Source organism: Microbacterium sp. NPDC087592, assembly GCF_044743585.1.
Classification (GTDB): Bacteria; Actinomycetota; Actinomycetes; order Actinomycetales; family Microbacteriaceae; genus Microbacterium.
The window spans coordinates 1,524,307-1,544,934 of sequence record NZ_JBIUWT010000001.1 but is presented as its reverse complement, the minus strand read 5'-3'; the positions used below and the strand labels follow the sequence as shown (position 1 = coordinate 1,544,934).

Below are 20,628 nucleotides of genomic sequence, written 5' to 3'. Positions count from 1 at the left end.
TCACGTCACGAGAGACTCAGGGCGCGGCGCAGTAGCGAAGCTCGACCGGTGATCCGATCGGCACGTCACCCGGTGCGACCGACATCGAGTGCACGGTCGGGGGTTCCGTGGGAGCGCAATCCGCCTCTTCCACCGGCTCCGGAGTCAGACCGAGGTCGGTGAGGTTCGTCGTCGCGGCCTCGACGGTCCACCCGACGAGATCGGTCAGCGTCACCTTGCCGCTGGCGACGACGAGATTGACGACGGTGTCGGGGGCGACCTCGGTCTCTGCCGCTTCGCTGGCGGAGATCACGGTGCCGGCGGCCAGACCCTTGTCGTTGCGCTGGATGACGGTCCCGAGTTCGAGGCCGGCGGCCTTCAGTGCCTTGGTGGCATCCTCGAGGCCCATGCCTTCGATCTTCGGCACCACCACGGTCTCCACGCCCGAGGAGACATGCACGGTGACCGTCGAGCCCTCCTCCACCGAGACTCCTGCCTCGGGGTCGGTGCGGATGACGTTGCCCTCGGTGATCTCGGAACTCGACTCGATCACGATCTTCGCGGTCAGATCGAGCTTGGCGAGGTCGTCCTGCGCGCGCTCGGATGACACGTTCACGAGATTGGGGATGATGCGCGAGGTGCTCGGAACCTCGGGCGGACGCATGCTGATCGTGACCACCCAGAACAGCACGGATGCCAACAGCACCGCGAGCAGCGCGACACCGGCCCAGATCCAGGCGACCGGAGGGCCGGACTGGGTGCGGGTCATGGTGGTGTCGGAGCTGAGCTGGCGCAGCGAACGTGCTGTCTCCTGCGCCTGCCGCGGGCTCGGACCGTACAGTTCGCTCGTCAGCGCACCCAGTTGCTTGCGGGTCGGCGCGCTTCCGGTCACGGCGGCGTCCAGGGCGGCACGGAAGTGCGCGGCATCCGGGTACCGTTGATAGGGGTCTTTCGCGAGGGCCCGCAGGACGATCGGGTCGAGCGCGCCCGGCGCGTCCTCGTTCACCTCGGTCGGCGGGATCGGGGTTTCGCTGACGTGCTGGTAGGCGACGGCCACCGGCGACTCGCCACGGAACGGCTGGCGGCCGGTGAGCAGCTCGTACAGCACGACACCGGTCGAGTACAGGTCGGCGCGGGCATCCACGGGCTCGCCCTTGGCCTGCTCCGGAGAGAAGTAGGCGGCCGTGCCGATGATCTGGGTGGTCTCCGCCACGGTCGACGAGGAGTCGGAGACGGCTCGGGCGATGCCGAAGTCCATCACCTTGACCTGGCCCTTGTCGGTCACCATGACGTTGCCGGGCTTGATGTCGCGGTGGACGACACCCGCGCGGTGCGAGTAGTCGAGCGCCTCGAGGATGCCGTCGACGTAGCGCACCGCGTCTTCGACCGGCACCGGGCCGTCGGCGATGATCTTCTTCAGCAGCGTGCCCTTGACGAGCTCCATCACGATGTACGGCGGCTCGTCGGACGACGGGTCGTTCGACGACGGGTCGCCGGCGTCGAACACGCGGACGATCGAGGGGTGCGACATGCGGGACGCCGCCTGCGCCTCCAGCCGGAACCGGGTGCGGAAGGCGGTGTCGCGAGCGAGGTCGGGATCGAGGATCTTGATCGCGACCTCACGGCCGAGCGTCAGGTCGAATCCGCGATAGACCTTGGCCATTCCGCCATGCCCGATGAGCTCGTCGACGCGGTATCGACCCGCGATGACTCGTGGCTCTGTGGACACGTACTACCCCCTGGAAAACGACTGCGGCTGAGCTGGATTAAAGGCTACCCTTCGGTGCCGCCGCCTCCGTCACCCTCGCCGGGGTCGGTCGCGGCGACGATCGGAACCGAGAGCGGCGGCGACGCTGACGACGTGCGCTGGTCGCCACCCGAGCACATGCCCTGGTACGTGACGATGAGCTGCTGGCCCGCGGCATCAGCCACCTGAATCTGCGTGTTCCGCTGCGTCGGCTGGAAGTTCGGCCCGCCCGACACGAACGTGCCGTTCTGGAGCGACACGACGTATCCGGAGAGCGTCGTGCCGCTCGGGCACGTGAACCCGGTGCCCCAGGAGATGGTGACCGTGCTGCCGGCGATCGGGTCACCCGTGATGGTCGGGGTGTCGGTCGGGGTCGGCAGGGCTGCGCGCGCGGCGTAGATCGTGAGGGTCATCGGCTGCGTCGTCTCGACGTTGCCGGAGGGGACGACACGGTACACCTTGCCGACGTCGCCGTCGGTCGGGGCCGGGTCGCCCTCGGGGCAGGTGATCTCGCCCGTGAAACCGGCCTCCTTGAGCGTGGATGTGGCCGTGCCGCAGTCCATGTTCACCAGGCCCAACGCGGTCACGTCGACGCGGACCACCTCGGGCGGCGGGGTGGTCGCCGGCGGCGGTGTCTGCGACTGTGACTGCGACGGAGAGGGCGAATCCGACGGCTTGGCGTCAGGGTCGCCCTGGTTCATCAGCATCGCCCACACGGCTCCGCCGAGCACGATCACCAGCAGGGCGATCAGCGCGATCAGCGGCCAGGTCCACGGGCTCTTCTTCTTCTTCTTCTCGTCCGCCGCCGCGTCCTCCGTCGGGAGCTGAGCGGTGGTGGGAAGGATGCGGGTGGTGCCGTCGTCTCCGGACGCCGTGAGCATGCGCGTCGCATCGTCATCGCCGGCGATACCCCCGGTCGCGATCGCGGGAACGGCGATGGCCGCGGAGTTCAGGTCGCCGCGACGAAGAGCCTGCGCTGCGCGGGCCACCGTCGCGGACGACGAGGGGCGGTCGCTGGGCTTCTTGGCGATCATCGCCATGACGAGGTTCTGCACCGGGATCGGCACGGTCGGCGGCAGCGGCGGCGGCTGCTCGTTGATCTGTGCCATCGCGATCGCCACCTGCGACTCGCCCGTGAACGGACGCTTGCCTGCCAGGCACTCGTACGCGACGATGCCGAGCGAATAGGTGTCGGTGGCGGGAGACGCCGGGTGACCCGATGCCTGCTCGGGAGACAGGTACTGCACGGTGCCCATGACCTGGCCGGTCGCCGTCAGCGGAACCTGATCGGCGATGCGGGCGATGCCGAAGTCGGTGATCTTGACGCGGCCGTCGGGCGTGATCAGCAGGTTTCCCGGCTTGATGTCGCGGTGCACGAGACCGGCCGCGTGCGCGGCCTGCAGAGCGGATGCCGTCTGGGCCACGATGTCGAGCGTCTTGTCGGCGCTGAGCGCACCGTCGCGCTCGAGCACGGTCGAGAGAGCCTCGCCGGGCACGAGTTCCATGACGAGGTAGGCGCTGCCGTTCTCCTCGCCGTAGTCGAAGACGCTGGCGATGCCCTCATGGTTCACGAGAGCAGCGTGCCGCGCTTCTGCACGGAACCGCTCGAGGAACCCGGGGTCCCCCATGTACTCGTCCTTGAGGATCTTGATCGCGACGGTACGTCCGATGACGTGATCCGTCGCTTCCCACACCTCGCCCATGCCACCGATCGCGATACGCGACTGCAGCTCGTAACGACCACCGAACGACACACCCTGCGTCGGCCTCATCTGCCCAGCACCGCCTCTATGACCTTCTTCGCAATCGGAGCGGCGATGGTGTCGCCACTGCCTGATTGTCCCTGTCCGCCGCCGTCTTCGACGACGACCGCTACTGCGACCGCGGGGTCGTCCGCCGGCGCGAAGCCGGTGAACCACAACGTGTGCGGCCTGTTTCCGTTCTCTGCGGTGCCCGTCTTACCGGCCACGTCGATCCCGTCTATTCTTGCACCCTGGGCCGCGCCCGTAGCGACGCTGGCCACCATCGACGCGGTCACGTCGTCGGCGACATCGGCCTCCATCGCACGGCCGAACTCGCTGTCCTGGAAGGCCTCGATCACCGACAGGTCGTTCCCGATCACGGCATCCACCATCCGGGGATTCATCACGACGCCGTCGTTCGCGAGACCGGCCGACACCATCGCCATCTGCAGGGGGGTCGCGGTGACCTTGCCCTGGCCGAATCCGGTGAGTGCGGTCTGCGCGTCGTCGAGGGCGCGGGGGTAGCTGGAGGGGGTCGATTCCAGCGGAGTCTCGAAGGACTTGTTGAAACCGAGCTTCTCGGCCATCTCGCGGATCGTGTCGTCGCCGAGCTCGACGGCGAGCTCCGCCATCGGGATGTTGCAGCTGAGCCGGATGGCCTCAGCGATCGTGACCGTGGCGCCCGGCCCGCACTTGCCGCCCCAGGCGTTCGACACCCGATTGGAGGAGCCGGGGAGGGTGTACGAGATGGGGTTGGGCAGCGTCGACTGCGGGGTCCAGTTCCCGCTGGCGTACGCCGCCGCCGCGACGACGACCTTGAACGTCGATCCCGGCGGGTTGAGGTCGCCGGCGATCGCGCGGTTGGACAGCGGCTTGCCGGGGTCGGCGGCGAGCTGGTCGTAGGTGGCGTTCGCCGCGTCCGCGTCGTGCGTCGCCATCTGATTCGTGTCGAAACCCGGGGTGGAGACCATGGCGAGGATGCGTCCGGTCTTCGGTTCCATCGCGACGACGGCACCCTGCAGCCCGCCGAGTGCTTCATAGGCGGCGCGCTGAGCCGCCGTGTTCAGCGACAGCTCCACGCTGTACCCGCGCTGGGGCTGGCCGGAGATGATGCGTTCGACCTCGGCGAGCAGGGCATTGGCGCCCGTGCCGGAGAGTTCGGCGTTCATGGCGCGTTCGATACCCGTGCGCGAATCGAGTGCCGCGTTGAAGTAGCCGGTCACCGGTTCCCACATCGCGGCATCCGTGTAGACGCGCTGGAACTGGTACCTGTCGTCGCTGGGCACCGAGTTGGCGATGGTGGCGCCGTCGACGATGATCGCGCCGCGCTGGATCTCGTAGCTGTCGAGGCGGGTGCGCTTGTTGTTGCTGTTCTGGGCGAGGGCATCGGCCTCGACCACCTGGATCCAGCTGGTCGCGGCGAAGAGCGCGATGAACATGAACAGCATCACGATGCTGAGGCGGCGGAGCTCTCTGGTCATCCGATCACGACCCTCGGTTGGCGGCGGACGCCGTCGGAGATGCGCAGCAGCAGCGCCACGATGAGCCAGTTGGCCACCAGCGACGATCCGCCGGCGGCGAGGAACGGGGTGGTCAGGCCGGTCAGCGGGATCAGCCGGGTGACGCCGCCGACCATGATGAACACCTGCAGCGCGATGGTGAACGAGAGGCCGGTGGCGAGCAGCTTGCCGAAGTCGTCCTGACCGGCGAGACCGATGCGCATGCCGCGGCTGACGAAGACCATGTAGAGGCAGAGGATGGCGAACAGCCCGATCAGGCCGAGCTCTTCACCGAGGCTGGTGATGATGTAGTCGCTGTGCGCGAGCGGCGTGACCTCGGGGCGTCCCTGGCCCCAGCCGGTGCCGATGAGTCCGCCGCGGGCGAGCCCGAACAGGCCCTGCATGGGCTGATAACCCGCTCCGTCGGGGTCGACCTGGTTCGCGTCGAACAGGAACAGCCAGTTGATGAAGCGACCCTGCACGTAGCTGAGGATCTGCGTCGCGAGTGCCACGCCGGCGACCACGAGGCCCAGGCCGATGAGGACCCAGCTGGTCTTCCCGGTGGCGACGTAGAGCATCGCGACGAACATGCCGAAGATCAGGGTTCCGGTGCCGAGATCGCGCTGGAAGACGATGATCCCGAGCGAGATGAGCCAGACCACGAGGACAGGTCCCAGTTCCCGCATGCGGGGCCAGGTGATGCCGAGAACCCTCTTGCCGACCGACGTGAGGCTCTCGCGGGTGCGTACGAGGTAGCCGGCGAAGAAGATCGCCAGGCAGATCTTGGCGAGCTCGCCGGGCTGGAAGGCGAAGACGCCGCCCAGCGACACCCAGACGGCCGCGTTCGCGTCGTCGATGCGGAGGCCGGGCACGAACGGCAGCAGCAGGAGCAGGATTCCGGCGAGACCGAAGATGTAGGTGTACCGGAACAGGATCCGATAGTTGCGCAGCAGGATCACGACCGCGATGGCGCCCGCGAGGGAGATCGCGGTCCAGGCCAGCTGCTTCGTGGAGTAGGCGTCCCAGCCGGTGTTCTTGAAGGCGATGTCGATGCGGTAGATCATCGCGATGCCGAGGCCGGTCAACAGCGTCGCGATGGGCACGACGAACGGATCCGCATCGGCGGCGACGAAACGCAGCACGATGTGCAGCGCGAAGGCGAGGGCCGCGAGACCGCCGCCGATCGCGAGGATCATCGGGTCGATCACGCCGAGTGCGCCCAGCTGGACGAGAGTGAGCGCGGCGCCGCTCATCGCACAAGCGAACAGCAGCAGCCAGAACTCGCGGTTGCGCTGCGTCTGCGGCATCCGGAGTCGCTTGAGGGCCTTGATGACGGTGGTGTCCGCCTGCACGTCGGTGCTCATCCCTCACCCCCCGCGGGGGTCGCGCTCGGCGTCGGCAGCGGGGTGGGAAGCGGTGTCTGCTCGATCACGTTCGCGTCGGCGCCCGCCCGCAGACGGTCGACGATGGCCATCGCGTCGGCCAGCGAGCGCGCATTGATCGTGCGTTCGACGGATGCCCGCTGATACTGCGGCAGGTTCGCGAGGAGGATGTCGGTGTCCTCGATCGGGGTCGACAGCGTGATCGGGCCGATGTTCTGCTGCACACCCTGGAAGATCACGACGCTGTCGTCGTCGGCGCCGATGAAGTAGCGCGTCTGGGTCCAGCTGTACGCGGCGAAGGCGGCGACGACCAGCATCGCGACGACCAGGAGTGCGCCGGCGATCCAGCCCGCCCGGCGGCGCTTCGCGCGACGCCGATCCTCTTCGATGAGCTCCTCGAGATACTCGGGGGCGGGCTCGAAGTGGCTGGGCTCGTTCGCGGCCTGCCGAACCGGGTGCAGCCAGTTTCCGCGCGGCGGGCGCACCGGCGGCACGTAGACGCCGTCGGGGTTCGAGGCCGAGCCCACGATCGTGGGGGTGCCGGAGTGGATCGGATGCTGCCCGCCGACGTCGACCAGCACGATCGTGACGTTGTCGGGAGCGCCTCCGTCGAGTGCCTGCTTGAGCAGGTAGTCCGCCGTGCGGCCGGGGGCGACGCCGAGCTGCATCGCCTTGAGGATGCGAGTCTCGTCGACCACTCCGGAGAGCCCGTCGGAGCAGAGCAGCCACCGGTCGCCGGGCTGCGTGTGCATGACGAACATGTCGAGCTCGGGGTCGGCATCCATGTCGCTGAGCACCCGCATGAGGACCGAGCGCCGCGGGTGGTAGCGCGCCTCCTCCGGGGTGATCCGACCGGAGTCGACCAGGCGCTGCACGAAGGTGTGGTCGGCCGTGATCTGGGTCAGCGCGTCGTCGCGGTACAGGTAGATGCGCGAGTCGCCGATGTGGCCGATGACCGCGTACTCGTCGACCATGATGATCGCGCTGACCGTCGTGCCGAGGCCGGCGAGTTCGGGACGCTCCTTCGCGGCGCGGATGAGGTCTCCCGCGGCGGTCGTCGCGGCGGCCTGCAGCGAGGCCTGCGCGTCTTCGACCGAGGAGTAGCCCTGGTCGAGGGGCTGCAGCCGCTGGATCGCGATGCTCGAGGCGACGTCTCCACCGGCGTGGCCGCCCATGCCGTCGGCGACGGCGAACAGGTTCGCTCCGGAATAGCCGGAGTCCTGGTTGTTGGAGCGGATCTTCCCGGTGTGGGAGATCGCGACGCTCGAGCCTTCGAAGACCATGCCGGGGTCAGGCTCGCAGCTCGAAGGTCGTGGCGCCCACCTTGATGGGGGTGCCGAGCGAGAGGGCGACCGGTGAGGCCGACACGCGCTGGCCGGCGACGAAGGTCCCGTTGGTCGAGTCGAGGTCCTGGATCGCCCAGCTGTCGCCGCGCAGCATCAGGCGGGCGTGGTGGCTGGACGTGTAGTCGTCACGGATCACGAGGGCCGACTCGCTGGAGCGGCCGATCGTGAGCGAGTCGGCACTGAGCGGCAGCTCGAGGCCGGCCTTGGGCCCGGACGTGATGACCAGGCGCTTGGCGGTGGCGACGGTCGCCGGTCCGGTCGAGGAGCGTGCGGATGACGGCTTCGCCGCGGGGGCCGCTGCCGGTGCTGCTGCGGGAGCGGCAGCGCCGGCGGTCGCCTCGGCGGGGAGCTTGCGCACACGGACGCCGAAGAGGTCGGCGCGGAGCGAGTACACGACGCCGAACACGAAGAACCACATCAGGATGAGGAACCCGATGCGGAGCAGGAGGAGGATCAGTTCACTCAACCGAGGGCTCCGAACGCTCGGGTGGCGTCGTCGCCGCGGGGCGCAGGACGCGACGGGCTGGCCACGGGGACGATCCGGAACACCAGGTCGGTACGTCCGATGGTGATGGTCGTGTCGGTGGGGAGGGCGGCCTCGCGGAGCTTCTGGCCGTTGACCTTGGTGCCGTTCGTGGAGCCCAGGTCGCGCATCATGGCGCGCTCGCCGTCCCACAGGATCTCGGCGTGCTTGCGGCTGGATCCGGCGTCCGCGATCGTGATGTCGGCATCCGTCCCCCGGCCGATGACCGTGCGGGCGCGGTTGATCGAGAGACGACGGCCGTCGACGTCGACCACGGCCTGCCAGCTCACCCGGCCCTCGACCGTGCCCGAGTTCACGCGCACGGTTCCCGTGGCGACCTTCTCGTCAGCTTCGAGGTTGATCGACAGCGGGCCGGAGAAGCTGTAGCCCTGTGCCTTGGCGTGCTTGGTCAGCAGAGCGAGCAGCTCGTCGGTGAGGGCGCCGCCGAGTCCGCGCATCCGCTCCGCGTCGTCCGGGCTGAGGCGCACGACGAAACTGTTCGGCGCGATGATGCGATCGCGGCTCACGACCGCCGCCTTCGTGTCGGCCTCGCGACGGAGCGCCGAAGCGATCTCCACCGGCTGAATGCCGCTGCGGAAGGTCTTCGCGAACGCGCTGTTGACTGCGCGCTCGAGACCCTTCTCAAAGCTGTCAAGTAGTCCCACTGGGCTCCTCTGGCATGCCGACCGGTAGACACATCGTAGCCAGGTGACCTGGGGGAACGCCGCCGATCGGGGTCTGAGGCGTGCATCAGGGGGTGAAATCGCGTGATATCTTTGGGAAGTTGAGTTCTTCGGAACGAGACACTCGCGCGAGTGGCGGAATGGTAGACGCGCTGGCTTCAGGTGCCAGTGTCCGTAAGGACGTGGGGGTTCAAGTCCCCCCTCGCGCACAGCGAATGACACAAGGCCGGGCCCACAGGGTTCGGCCTTCTGTCATTCTGAAGAAGGCCCGGTTCCCTTGAGGACACCGGGCCTTCTCCTTCTCCGGGCGTCGCTCAGGCCCCCGGAAGATACCGGCTCAGGTGCTCGAACGGGGGCTGGGACGACAGGTGCGACACCGCCGCGGATCCCACCGCACAAGCGGCGGCCAGCGCATCGGCGGGTGCGTGCCCGGCACGCAGCGCGAGTACGAGCGCCGCGCAGAAGGCGTCACCGGCACCGACGGTGTTGACGGCCTCGGCGGGGACGCCGTCGGCCCGGGCGATCTCCTCGCCACGGCGATACAGCGCAGCGCCGGCCGCGCCGTAGGTGACCGCGACGAGTTCCGCCTCGGCCAGCTCGGGCATGAGCTCGCGCTCGGTCTCGTTCACGATGAACAAGTCGACCCGGCGCAGCAGAGCCTCGGGCAACGGCTGGGCGGGCGCGGCGTTGAGTGCGATGAATCCCTCCGCCGAGGCGACGACCTCCTCGACCACCGCGAGCGAGATCTCCAACTGCATGAGCACGGCCTCGTCTGAGCCGAAGGTCACGCCGTCCAGCGAGACGTGGTCGTTGGCGCCGGGGCAGACCGCGATCTGGTTCTCGGCATCCGCGTCGACGACGATGAGCGCGGTGCCGGTGGCGTCATCCACCGTGCGCAGGTCGGCGACATCCACTCCGGCGCGCTTCATCTCCGCGCGGGTCCAGAAACCGTCGGCATCGTCACCGACGGCACCGACCATCCGGACCTCTCCGCCCAACTTCGCGGCGGCGACGGCCTGATTCGCGCCCTTCCCGCCCAGGTCGCGGGAGAGTCGCCCGCCGGCCACGGTCTCCCCGGCAGTGGGGAGTCGTTCGACGAACGCGGTGACGTCGACGTTCGCGCTGCCGACGACGACGAGGGATGGAAGAGCAGGAGAGGTCATGGCAGCAGCTTTCGGATCGAGCGGAGGCATCGGAACGCGGAAATCGCGGCCGGCTTGACGTTCATGATAGAAAGTGTAAACGTTTACGCACGCACACCTGCAAAGGAGCACCATGACAATTCCCGTCCTTCTCGACTGCGATCCAGGCCACGACGACGTCTTCGCCATCTGGCTCGCGGCCGGAAACGACGCCATCGACCTCCGCGGTGTGACGACGGTGGGCGGCAACGGCTACCTCGAGCACACCACCCGGAATGCGCGGATCGCACTCACCGTCGCCGGCGTGACGGACGTGCCGGTCGCCGCCGGTGCCGACAAGCCCCTCGTCCGTGAACTCACCCCCGGCGCATGGATCCACGGCGAGAACGCGCTCGGCGGACCGGTGCTCCCCGAGCCGACCGTGCCCCTCGACCCGCGCCACGCCGTGCAGTTCCTCGCCGACACCCTCGCCGCCTCGCCGGAGCCGATCACCGTGATCCCCACCGGCCCGCTCACCAACATCGCGCTCCTCCTGCAGCAGCATCCGGAGGTCGTGCCCCAGATCAAGGAGATCATCTGGATGGGCGGCTCGACCGGCCGCGGCAATGTCGGCGCGTATCCGGAGTTCAACGCCTGGGCAGATCCCGAGGCCGCGGCCGTGGTGTTCGCATCCGGCGTTCCGCTCACCATGGTCGGGCTCAACATCTCCCACCAGGCACTGATCACCGAAGAGGTGATCCAGCGGATCGGTGCGGTCGGCAACGAGACCTCGGCATTCGGAGTGGAGCTGCTGCGCTTCTTCTGCAGCACCTACGAGAAGGCCGAGGGCATGCCGGAGGGGCCTCTGCACGATCCCATCACCGTCGCCATCGCGATCGATCGGGCCGTCGCCACGGTCCAGCGCTGCCACGTCGACATCGAGACGACCGGCGAGTTCACGGCCGGTGCGACCTGCGTCGACCTGCACGACATGCTGGGCAAGGAGCCGAACACCGACGTCGCGATCACCCTCGACGTGCCGAAGTTCTGGGACCTGGTGACGGATGCTGTCGGCGCGCTGGCCTGATGCTCAGCGCGGCGCGGCGGGCGTCGTGGACTCGGCCACGCGCAGACTCGGCGCGAGACGGCTGAGCACGTACGGCGCGTCGGGATCTTCCATCCGCCGCACGAGTGCTTCCGTCGCCTCGCGCGCCAGCTCGTCGAACGGCTGCACCACGGTCGTCAGCCGAGGCTCGCAGACATCCGCGAGCATCGTGCCGTCGAACCCGGTGACCTGCACGTCGGAGGGGACGCTCCGCCCCGCATGCTTCAGTGCGGCGATGGCACCGGCCGCGACGAGGTCGTCTCCGGCGATGATCGCATCGGGAAGCGGGCCGCGGGCCAGCAGCGCCTCCGCGGCGCTCTCGCCGAACGACAGCAGGTATTCGCCGAAGATGCTCTCCTCGTGCGGCAGCCCACGGGTGCGCACCGTCGCCTCGAAGGCGGCCCGCCGCTCGCGACCCACCGAGGTCACGTCGTTGCCGGAGACGAGGACGACACGCTTCGCGCCGCGGGAGGTGACGTGCTCGACGGCGAGGTCGATGCCGGCGTCGTTGTCGACCCCGACGAAGTCCGCCGGAAGATCGAGCACTCGCCGGTCGAGCTGCACCAGCGGAACCCTGCGCGCGGTGTCGGCGACCGCCTCGAACGAGAGCTCGGCATCGGAGGGCACCACGAAGATGCCCTCCACGCGCCGTTCGACCAGCATGCGCAGACGATCGCGTTCCCGGTCGACGTCTCCGTGCGAATCCGCGATGACGAGGTCGAACCCGCGGCGCTGCAGATGGTCCTCGAGGCGGTGTATGAGCTCACCGTAGAAGGGGTTGCTGATGACGGGGACGACCACGCCGATGGTGGCGCCCGTGCCCGCGCGCAGACCGCGGCCGATGAGGTTGACCCGGTAGCCCAGCTGCTCGGCCACCTGCCTGACATGCTCGGCCGTCGCTCCCGAGACGCGGTCCTTGCCGTTGAGGGCCCGGGAGACCGTGGCGATGGAAACACCGGCAGCGGCCGCGACCTCATGCAGCGTGACGGACGCCTTCTTCATCACGACCCTCATCCCCGGTGCCGGTGGCACCACGACTCAAAGATATGACGTGCGTAAAGGATTACGCACGCGAACAGCCAACGATCGACACGAAGAAGTGAGCAATGACCAACCAGACAGATGCGGTTCGTACCCGTTCCAGCGTGGTTTCGCTGATGATCGCGCTCCTCGCGGCATGCCTCGCGTTCCAACTCAACGCCAGCATGCTGAGCCCGGCGCTGGTCACGATGGAGCGTGAGCTCGACGCGACCGCCACCGAGATCGCGTCGACCCAGACCGTCTTCTTCACGGCTGCCGCGCTGTTCACTCTCTTCCTCCCCCGTCTCGGCGACCTGATCGGGCGCCGACGGGTTTTGGTCGGGATGCTCGTCGTGATGGCGGTCGGCTGCGTCGTCGCGGCGCTCGCCACCAACGTCCCGATGCTCTTCATCGGTCGCCTCATCCAGGGAGTGTCGGGACCGGTGGTTCCGCTGTGCCTGATCATGTTGCGCGCGGCCGTCGCGGATCCGAAGGTCTACGGCACCCTGCTCGGCGTCGTGACCGCGGTCAACGGAGGGATCGCCGGGGGCGACGCTCTGCTCGGCGGGTATCTGGCGACCAACCACGGCTTCGCCTCGATCTTCTGGACCATGGGCGGTGTCGCCGTCGGTGCGGCTCTCGTCGTGCGCTTCCTCGCCCCCGAGACGATGGCCGAAGACCGTCCGCGGATGGACTGGTGGGGCTCGCTGCTGCTGGTCATCTCCGTCGGCTCGATGCTCGTCGCCCTGAACGAGCTCGGAAAGCTCGCCGATGCGGACCTGATCCTCGTGCTCGTCCTCGCCGTGGTCGCCGTCGTGTCGTTCGCCGCCTTCTGGAAGCTCGAGGCCACGATCGAGCACCCGCTCGTCTCGATCCCTCAGTTGAAGCAGCGCGCCACCTGGGCGTTGAGCGCCACCTCACTCCTCACCCTCTCCGGGATCTTCGCGATCATGAACGGCGTGGTGCCGGCCCTCGCGCAGGACTCCTCGATGAACCTCGGGATGAGCGCCGAAGAGGTGTCGCTGTGGATCCTCATGCCCTACGCCCTCGCCGGTCTGCTGATGGGTCCGCTCAGCGGCAGACTCGCCGCCACCGTCGGCTACCGGACGATGCTGCGGATCGGCCTCGGCGGCACCATCGTGGTGCTCGGGCTCATGGTCGCCAACGTCGAGACCGCCTCACGCCTCGTTCTGCTGCTGCTCTCCGTCGCCGTCGGCATCACCTACGCCGGGATCGGGAACATCATGCTCAACGGCCTGGGCGTCGTGCTCTCGCCGAAGGAGCGCCCGGGGTCGCTTCCCGGGCTGAACACCGGCGCCATCAACCTCGGCGCCGGGCTGAGCTTCGTCGTCATCTACGCCGCTCAGACGTCGTTCGCCTCGGAGTCGGCGGGAGCGGGAACCGGATACGTCGCCGCATTGGTCACCGGAGCCGTCGTGCTGGTCGGTGCGCTGATCTTCTCGATGTTCATCCCGAAGCCGGTGCATGCCGAGCTGAGGTGACGCGTCGGATGCCGCGGCAGCCACTTCAGTCCAGGCGATATTCTCCGGATCAGGTGCGAAAAAAGTGTGGGCGTGGTTGAATATGCGCAGCCTCTCGGGGGAGGGAGCGGGTCCATAGGGGCGCGCCCCGCGAGTCCGCACGGACCTCGCCCGACACGAAGAGGTTCTGATGACCGACAAGTCCCGCAACAGGCGCGCCCGGCAGAACCCGCACTCTCTGAGGAGCCGCTTCACGGCCGCGGCCGTCGCCCTCACCGTCGGTGTGCTCGGGGCGCTGAGTCCCCTGGCCGCTGCGCCAGCGCAGGCCGAGTCGAATGCACCGAACACGGTGCTCATCGGCGAGAACACCTTCTATGTGTACGCCGCCGCCGGCGACGTCGTCACAGCAGAGTTCATCGCCAATGATCTCAATCCGACGCAGGGACAGACCTTCACCCTGACCGACCCCTCGGGCGCCGTGCGCTGGACCTGCGACCTTCCGCCGGCCACTGCCCCGGAAACCGTCTGCACCGTGCCGGCCGGCATGACCGGTCCCGGCGGGGTATGGCTCCTCGAGACGGACGGAATCGGGGCGGAGACGCCGAACTGGCCGGCGGGGTCGGGAAACGACACGCGATGGGACATCACCGTGCTCTCCGGCGGCGCACCGATCGAAGGTCGAGTGTGGTCGAAGCAGTACCGCGCGTACAGCTCATTCACTCCGGGATCGGGCACCGCCTTCCCCAACTCCGACCTCAGTTTCTGGGTCGTGTCGGAGAACGGCTCGCAGTACACCGTGGAGATGCCCGTGTTCAACGGTGGTGGCTGGAGCTTCAGCAGCGATGCCTTCGGGAACGTCGTCGACCCGGCGCTCTGCACCCCGGCCTATCGATCGCTCGCGCAGACGAGTAACTCGCCCGAGCATCAGGGTCCTGGCCCGGAGTGCGGGCCCGGCTACAACCTCTTCTTCGAACCCCCGGCAGCCGACCTTCCCGGGTTCGCTTCGTCGGCCGATGGGAACGAGTTCGTCAATCCCGATTACGTCACTCCGAGCTTCGATGACACCACGTACACGCGTACCAACGCTCTTTCGCACGCCGGAGCGCTCTCGTATGACCTGAGCAATTTCACGGGCAACTACGTCGTGCGGGTCGATGTCGACGGAAACGGCTCGTACACGGATCCTCTGGATGTCGCTCTCCCCCAGTCGGGAACGGACGGCACCGTGAGCGCTCCGTGGAACGGCCGGGACTCCGCCGGCACGCTCGTCGACGTCTGCACGACGGTGAACTTCGAGGTGGCGATCGAGAAGACCGACGAGATCCACTTCGTGCTCGGCGACGTGGAGACTCTGCCCGGCGGCATCCGCATCACGCAGATCGTCGGGTCGAGCGCCGGAAACGACACCATCTATTGGGACGACACCGAGGTTCCGTTGTCGGGTGTGGGCCCTAAATCCACGACGAGCACTCCGGTCGTCAATCTCGCCGGTCTCAGCAGCGCCGGCTTCATCCACGGGTGGGCATCCACCGGCACGAACCAGTGGGGCAACTTCGCGGCCATCGACAACTGGGCCTACGGCGACATCGACGTCAGCGCACAGGCGTCTTCGCCCGGGAACTGCCTGACGCTGACGAAGACATCCGACGCCACCATCGACACCCGTCCGGGTGACGATGTGGAGTACACCATCACCGCGACCAACACGGGTGAGGAACCGTACACCGCGGCGAACCCGGCGGTCGTCACCGATGACCTGACCGCTGTCCTCGATGACGCCACCTACAACGGTGACGCCACCGCGACGATGCCGGGGACCATCGCGTACGCGGCCCCCGATCTGACCTGGACCGGCCCGCTCGCGGTCGGCGAGAGCGTGGAGCTCAGCTACACGGCGACGGTCGAGGCGGGAGGAGACGGCATCGCCCGGAACGTGGTGTTCAGCGGCACGCCGGATACCCCGACCCCGGCGTGCAACCCCCCGAACGGTGACGGCGTCGATCCCACCACCGGGATCGCTTGTGCCGAGGCGGAGTTCCTGCTGCCGAAACTGTCGGTCACCAAGGCTGCCGACACGACCGAGCTCCCTGCGGACGGCGGCGTGGTCGAATACACGATCACGGCCACGAACACCGGACCCGGTACCTACACGGCCGCCGAGCCCGCCCGCGTGACCGATGACCTCAGTGCCGTGCTCGACGACGCGACCTTCGGAGGGATCACCTCGCCGACCGATGGATCCGCCGAGCTGGTCGGGGACGAACTCACCTGGGTCGGTCCGCTCGCCGCCGGCGAGAGTGTCACCATCACGTACACGGCGACGTACGACTCCGCCGCGGGCGACAACATCCTGTACAACCTCGTCTGCATCCCGACGGACGAGACGGCAGCAGGACAGGACGACTGCGCGAGTGTGCGCATCCCGGCTGCAGAACTCGTGATCGACAAGACGGTGGATCCCGAGTCGGGCACCGCGGTCGACGCGGGTCAGGTCGTGACCTACACCCTCTCGTTCGCGAGTGTGGGCGAGGCAGCGGCGGCAGTGGACAAGGTCGACGACCTGTCCGACGTGCTCGACGACGCGGAGTTGGTCGCGGGCTCGATCACGACGTCGAACCCGGGGCTGACGGCAGAACTCCAGGGCACCGACCTGATCGTCGCCGGCACCGTCGCGGTCGGCGAGACGTATACCGTGACGTATTCCGTGACCGTGGGTGCGTTCGCAGACCAGGAGAACCATGTTCTGGCGAACGTGGTGCAGAACCCGGACGGGTCGTGTGATGTCGAAGGATGTCCGGAGACGGAGAACCCGGTCCGTCATTTCGTCGTCGAGAAGGACGCGGACGTGACGACGGGTGTGGAGACGGGCGATGTGGTGACCTACACGGTCACCGTGACGAACGATGGTGAGGGTGCCTATACGGTGACCGAACCGGCCGGTTTCACGGACGACCTGACCGATGTGCTCGACGATGCGTCTTACAACGGCGATGCCGTCGCGGTGGCGTCGGACGGCTCGACGGTGCCGACTCCGACTCTGGCGACTCCGGTTCTCACGTGGTCGGGTCCGATCGCGGCGGGCGAATCCGTATCGGTCACCTACTCGGTGACGGTGACCAACGCCGGTGATGCGGACCTAGTGAACACCGCGACGCCGGTGTGCGCACCGGGCGTCATCTGTGATCCTGTGACGCCGCCGGTGGACATCGACCTGCCGCGGATCACCCCCGAGAAGTCGTCCGATCCCGTCTCGGGCTCGGGTGTGGTCGCCGGAGATGTGATCACGTACTCGCTGACCTTCACCAACAGCGGCCAGGCCGCCGGTGACGTCGCATCGACCGATGATGTGTCGGAGGTGCTCGACGACGCGGAGGTCACGACCGACCCGACGGCCGATCTCGCGGGCATCACGGCCACGTTCGACGCGGGCGCGGGCGAGATCCGCATCGAGGGGTCGCTCCCCGCCGGTGCGACGGTGACCGTGACCTATCAGGTGACCGTGTTGGCGGACGGTGAGCGCGGCGACAACATCCTCACCAACGTCGTCACCCCGGATGTGCCGCCATACGTATGCGATGACAGCGACCCGGACTGCGACCCGTTCGTGCCGCCGAGCACGGAGCACCCGGTCGGGCAGCTCGCGGTGGACAAGACGGTGGACCCGGAGTCGGGCACTTCGGTGGACGCGGGGCAGGTGGTGACCTACACCCTGTCGTTCGAGAGCGTCGGTGCCGCGGCATCGGCGGTGGACAAGGTCGACGACCTGTCCGACGTCCTGGACGACGCGGAGTTGGTGGCGGGGTCGATCACGACGTCGAATGCGGCGCTGACCGCAGAGCTCCAGGGCACGGATCTGGTGGTCACCGGGTCCGTCGGAGCGGGCGAGACCTACACCGTGACGTATTCCGTGACCGTGAGTGCGTTCGCCGACCAGGCGAATCACCTCCTTGCGAACATCGTGCAGAATCCGGATGGATCGTGTGGTGTCGAGGACTGCCCCGATACGACGAACCCGATCCGTCATTTCGTCGTCGAGAAGGACGCGGATGCGACCACGGGCGTGCAGACGGGCGATGTGGTGACGTACACCGTCACCGTGACGAACGACGGTGAGGGTGCCTATACGGCGACCGAGCCGGCCGGGTTCACGGACGATCTGGCCGATGTGCTCGATGACGCTTCGTACAACGGCGATGCGGTCGCGGTGGCGTCGGACGGTTCGACGGTGCCGACTCCCACGGTGACCGGTGCGGTTCTCGCGTGGTCGGGGCCGATCGCGGCGGGCGAATCCGTATCGGTCACCTACTCGGTGACCGTGACGAACGCCGGCGACGCCGACCTGGTCAATGCGGCGACGCCCGTGTGCGCACCGGGCGTCATCTGCGACCCTGTGACGCCGCCGGTGGACATCGACCTGCCGCGGATCACCCCGGACAAGTCCTCCGATCCCGTCTCGGGCTCGGGTGTGGTCGCCGGTGACGTCATCACTTACTCGCTGACGTTCACCAACAGCGGCCAGGCCGCCGGTGATGTGGATTCGACCGACGACCTCTCCGCGGTGCTCGACGACGCGGAGGTCACGACGGACCCGACCGCGGACGTCGCCGGCATCACGGCGACGGTCGATGCGGGTGCCGAGCAGATCCGCATCGTGGGCTCTCTCCCTGCGGGCGCGGTCGTCACGGTGACGTACCAGGTGACGGTGCTGCCCGACGGGGAACGCGGGGACAACGTCCTCACCAATGTGTTGACCCCGGATGTGCCGCCCTACGTGTGCGGCGACACCGACCCGGACTGCGACCCGTTCGTGCCGCCGAGCACCGAACACCCCGTCGGCCAGCTCGCGGTGGACAAGACCGTGGACCCGGCGTCCGGCACAGCTGTGGATGTCGGGCAGGTCGTGACATACACCCTGACGTTCGAGAGTGTGGGGGCTGCGGCATCGACGGTGGACAAGGTCGACGACCTGTCCGACGTGCTGGACGACGCGGCGCTGGTCGCGGGCTCGATCACGCCATCGAACGCGGCGCTGACCGCAGAACTGCAGGGAACCGATCTGGTGGTCACCGGATCGATCCCCGCTGGAGCGACGTACACGGTCACCTATTCCGTGACCGTGAGCACGTTCGCTGATCAGGAGAACCATGTCCTCGCGAACGTCCTGCAGAACCCGGACGGCTCGTGCGGTGCGGAAGAATGCCCGGACACATCGAATCCGATCCGCCACTTCTCGGTCGAGAAGGACGCGGATGCGACGGCGGGCGTGCGGACCGGTGATGTCGTGACGTACACGGTCACCGTGACCAACGACGGTGAGAGCCCGTACACGTCGTTCGTCCCCGCGGGCTTCACGGACGATCTGATCGATGTGATCGACGACGCCTCGTACAACGGCGACGCCGCAGCGGTGGCGTCAGATGGGTCGCTGGTGCCGGCTCCGACCCTGGAGGGTTCGGTGCTCGCCTGGTCGGGTCCGGTCGCCGTCGGCGAATCGGTGTCGATCTCCTACTCCGTGACCGTGACGAACGCCGGAGATACGGATCTGGTCAACACGGCCACGCCAGTGTGCGCGCCGGATGTGACCTGCGACCCGGAGACCCCGCCGGTGGACATCGATCTGCCACGGATCACTCCCGAGAAGTCATCGGACCCGGTCGCCGGGACGACCGTGGAGGCGGGCCAGGTCGTCACTTACACGCTGACGTTCACCAACAGCGGCCAGGGCGCCGGTGACGTGGCGTCGACCGACGACGTGTCGGAGGTGCTCGACGATGCGGAGGTCACGACAGAGCCGACGGCGGATGTCGCCGGCATCACGGCGACATTCGATGCGGACGCGGAGCAGATCCGCATCGAGGGCTCGCTTCCCGCCGGCACCGTCGTCACGGTGACCTACCAGGTGACGGTGCTGCCGGACGGCGACCGCGGCGACAACATCCTCGCCAACGTCCTCACCCCGGACGCCCCGCCGTACGTGTGCGCCGACGGCGACACCGACTGCGACCCGTTCGTGCCGCCCGGCACCGACCACTTCATCGGCGAGCTGCGCGATTGGAAGACGGTCGACCCGGCCTCCGGAGGCACGGTCGGGCCCGGGCAGGTCGTGACCTACACGCTGCACTTCGAGAGCGTGGGCACCGGGCCCGTCACGGTCGACCGCGAGGACGATCTTACGGCCGTCCTCGATGATGCGACCGTCACGTCTGATCCGGTGAGCTCGGACGCCGCGCTCGCCGCCTCCGGGATCGTCGACGGGCGTTTCGGGATCACCGGCTCGCTCGAACCCGGAGATGCCGTGACCGTCACCTACCAGGCGACGGTCAACCCAGACGGTGAGCGCGGCGACGACCGGCTGTCGAACTACCTCCTCGACCCCGACGCGGCCCCACCGGCCGAGTGCGTCGTCGCGGAGGGCGAGGAGTTCCCCGACTGCACCGTGGACCACGTCAGCAGCGTGGTGGTCGTGAAGTCGGCCGACCCCGCGTCGGGGACCGAGGTGGAGGAAGGGCAGCAGGTGGAGTACACCGTGACGTTCCGCAACGTCTCGACCGACCCGGATGCGGCGGGTGCAGACGTGGACTACACCGATCACCTGGATGACGTCCTCGACGATGCGACACTGACCCGCGGACCCCAGGGGTCGACGGAGGCGCTGGCCACGGCGGTCGAGGGGCAGACCATCCGCATCACGGGCTCGGTCGCATCCGGAGGCACGGCCACCGTGACATACGTGGTCACGGTGCAGCCGTGGGCGGACCAGGGGAATCACAGCCTCGGCAACGTGATCGCGGTGACCGGCGAGGAACCGATCTGCGTCGACGGGAACGGCCTGTGCACCACGCATCCGCTGGGTGAACCGGATCCACTCGCGGTGACCGGTGGCCAGGTGGCCGTCGGCGCACTGGCTGCCGGTGTCGTTCTGCTCGTCGCGGGCGGGCTCCTGGTGGCGATCCGCCGCCGACGTCAGTCGATCGAGTAGCGTCGCGCTCGTCCTACCCGG

General features: G+C 68.1%; 12 protein-coding genes and 1 tRNA gene. 4 read left to right on the top strand and 9 right to left on the bottom strand.

The genetic code is table 11. From position 1 onward, the window contains the following. Positions 1-16: 16 nt before the first annotated feature. Genes pknB through ACIOTO_RS07230 form a run of 7 tightly spaced genes read right to left on the bottom strand, consistent with a single transcriptional unit; the run spans position 17 to position 8,883 of the window. Positions 17-1,708, bottom strand: a complete 1,692-nt coding sequence (gene pknB, locus ACIOTO_RS07260; protein WP_105711472.1) for a Stk1 family PASTA domain-containing Ser/Thr kinase — start codon at positions 1,706-1,708, stop codon at positions 17-19. A gap of 44 nt (positions 1,709-1,752) precedes the next feature. Further along, positions 1,753-3,498, bottom strand: coding sequence for a protein kinase domain-containing protein (locus ACIOTO_RS07255; RefSeq protein ID WP_372467780.1), 1,746 nt, complete (start codon positions 3,496-3,498; stop codon positions 1,753-1,755). Continuing rightward, positions 3,495-4,949 (bottom strand): penicillin-binding transpeptidase domain-containing protein, encoded by a 1,455-nt coding sequence (locus ACIOTO_RS07250; RefSeq protein WP_029264175.1) that lies wholly within the window; start codon positions 4,947-4,949, stop codon positions 3,495-3,497. Before ACIOTO_RS07250 ends, ACIOTO_RS07255 begins: the two co-directional genes overlap by 4 nt. After that, entirely contained in the window at positions 4,946-6,331 is a 1,386-nt protein-coding gene (locus ACIOTO_RS07245) for an FtsW/RodA/SpoVE family cell cycle protein (RefSeq protein WP_029264174.1), read from the bottom strand. The genes ACIOTO_RS07250 and ACIOTO_RS07245 overlap by 4 nt, the downstream gene beginning before the upstream one ends. After that, positions 6,328-7,632 carry a PP2C family serine/threonine-protein phosphatase gene (locus tag ACIOTO_RS07240; RefSeq protein ID WP_029264173.1) on the bottom strand — a complete coding sequence of 435 codons (1,305 nt, stop codon included), beginning with the start codon at positions 7,630-7,632 and terminating at the stop codon, positions 6,328-6,330. The genes ACIOTO_RS07245 and ACIOTO_RS07240 overlap by 4 nt, the downstream gene beginning before the upstream one ends. A 7-nt stretch (positions 7,633-7,639) precedes the next feature. Beyond that, a complete protein-coding gene (locus ACIOTO_RS07235) occupies positions 7,640-8,161 on the bottom strand; it encodes an FHA domain-containing protein (protein WP_400857235.1) in 522 nt (173 codons plus the stop codon). Further along, complete coding sequence (locus tag ACIOTO_RS07230) at positions 8,158-8,883, bottom strand: DUF3662 and FHA domain-containing protein (protein ID WP_262002438.1); 726 nt, start codon at positions 8,881-8,883, stop codon at positions 8,158-8,160. The genes ACIOTO_RS07235 and ACIOTO_RS07230 overlap by 4 nt, the downstream gene beginning before the upstream one ends. A 144-nt stretch (positions 8,884-9,027) precedes the next feature. Between ACIOTO_RS07230 and ACIOTO_RS07225 the strand changes: the two genes are divergently transcribed. After that, positions 9,028-9,110, top strand: a tRNA-Leu gene (locus ACIOTO_RS07225). A 105-nt stretch (positions 9,111-9,215) separates the two neighbouring features. Here the strand turns inward: ACIOTO_RS07225 and ACIOTO_RS07220 are convergent. Next, positions 9,216-10,064 (bottom strand): ribokinase, encoded by an 849-nt coding sequence (locus tag ACIOTO_RS07220; RefSeq protein WP_400857233.1) that lies wholly within the window; start codon positions 10,062-10,064, stop codon positions 9,216-9,218. Positions 10,065-10,176: 112 nt separating this feature from the next. On the opposite strand from ACIOTO_RS07220, the gene ACIOTO_RS07215 reads away from it, so the two are divergent. Continuing rightward, complete coding sequence (locus ACIOTO_RS07215; protein WP_400857232.1) at positions 10,177-11,109, top strand: nucleoside hydrolase; 933 nt, start codon at positions 10,177-10,179, stop codon at positions 11,107-11,109. A 3-nt stretch (positions 11,110-11,112) separates the two neighbouring features. Here the strand turns inward: ACIOTO_RS07215 and ACIOTO_RS07210 are convergent, their stop codons facing one another. Beyond that, positions 11,113-12,129, bottom strand: coding sequence for a LacI family DNA-binding transcriptional regulator (locus ACIOTO_RS07210; RefSeq protein WP_400857230.1), 1,017 nt, complete (start codon positions 12,127-12,129; stop codon positions 11,113-11,115). A gap of 104 nt (positions 12,130-12,233) precedes the next feature. Between ACIOTO_RS07210 and ACIOTO_RS07205 the strand changes: the two genes are divergently transcribed. Continuing rightward, positions 12,234-13,649, top strand: a complete 1,416-nt coding sequence (locus tag ACIOTO_RS07205; protein WP_400857228.1) for an MFS transporter — start codon at positions 12,234-12,236, stop codon at positions 13,647-13,649. Between the two features lie 169 nt (positions 13,650-13,818). Then, on the top strand, positions 13,819-20,607 hold the full coding sequence (locus tag ACIOTO_RS07200; protein WP_400857227.1) for a hypothetical protein: 6,789 nt from the start codon (positions 13,819-13,821) through the stop codon (positions 20,605-20,607). The last annotated feature ends 21 nt before the right edge of the window (positions 20,608-20,628 follow it).

Excerpts from the sequence above, each read along its gene's own strand:
- ACIOTO_RS07255 (WP_372467780.1), bottom strand. The coding sequence starts at position 3,498 with ATGAGGCCGACGCAGGGTGTGTCGTTCGGTGGTCGTTACGAGCTGCAG.
- ACIOTO_RS07250 (WP_029264175.1), bottom strand. The coding sequence starts at position 4,949 with ATGACCAGAGAGCTCCGCCGCCTCAGCATCGTGATGCTGTTCATGTTC.
- ACIOTO_RS07245 (WP_029264174.1), bottom strand. The coding sequence starts at position 6,331 with ATGAGCACCGACGTGCAGGCGGACACCACCGTCATCAAGGCCCTCAAG.
- ACIOTO_RS07240 (WP_029264173.1), bottom strand. The coding sequence starts at position 7,632 with ATGGTCTTCGAAGGCTCGAGCGTCGCGATCTCCCACACCGGGAAGATC.
- ACIOTO_RS07220 (WP_400857233.1), bottom strand. The coding sequence starts at position 10,064 with ATGACCTCTCCTGCTCTTCCATCCCTCGTCGTCGTCGGCAGCGCGAAC.
- ACIOTO_RS07215 (WP_400857232.1), top strand. The coding sequence starts at position 10,177 with ATGACAATTCCCGTCCTTCTCGACTGCGATCCAGGCCACGACGACGTC.
- ACIOTO_RS07210 (WP_400857230.1), bottom strand. The coding sequence starts at position 12,129 with ATGAAGAAGGCGTCCGTCACGCTGCATGAGGTCGCGGCCGCTGCCGGT.
- ACIOTO_RS07205 (WP_400857228.1), top strand. The coding sequence starts at position 12,234 with ATGACCAACCAGACAGATGCGGTTCGTACCCGTTCCAGCGTGGTTTCG.
- ACIOTO_RS07200 (WP_400857227.1), top strand. The coding sequence starts at position 13,819 with ATGACCGACAAGTCCCGCAACAGGCGCGCCCGGCAGAACCCGCACTCT.